At 38.1% G+C, this 278-nt stretch carries 1 pseudogene; it reads right to left on the bottom strand.

Annotated features, from left to right (window positions below):
- Positions 1-224 (bottom strand): annotated as a pseudogene (locus tag KK062_RS30295) (DUF4097 family beta strand repeat-containing protein); the annotation flags it as partial.
- Positions 225-278: the final 54 nt, after the last annotated feature.

A 278-nucleotide genomic window follows, 5' to 3' on the forward strand; every position in this document is an offset into this window, starting at 1 on the left:
GTATAGAAGCGACAGTCTTTAACAGGGTTCTTATCATACTCAATATCAACATCTCCATTGATTGTGCTAGCCTCTGCTTCGCGTACTAAATCAGATAGCTTAATACTTCCATTGATATTGTTTGCATCCACCACTCCCTTAACATTTTCAACCGTAATATCACCCTCGTTGATTGTGCTTACCATTACGTGTATTCCAGCAGGCACCTTTAATGTAAAGTCCATTCTATAATCGTAAGTAGTTTTACAGTTATTGTCTTGGTTATCCCAATTGTAGCC

Source organism: Dawidia cretensis (genome assembly GCF_018598175.1).
Classification (GTDB): Bacteria; Bacteroidota; Bacteroidia; order Cytophagales; family Cyclobacteriaceae; genus Ohtaekwangia; species Ohtaekwangia cretensis.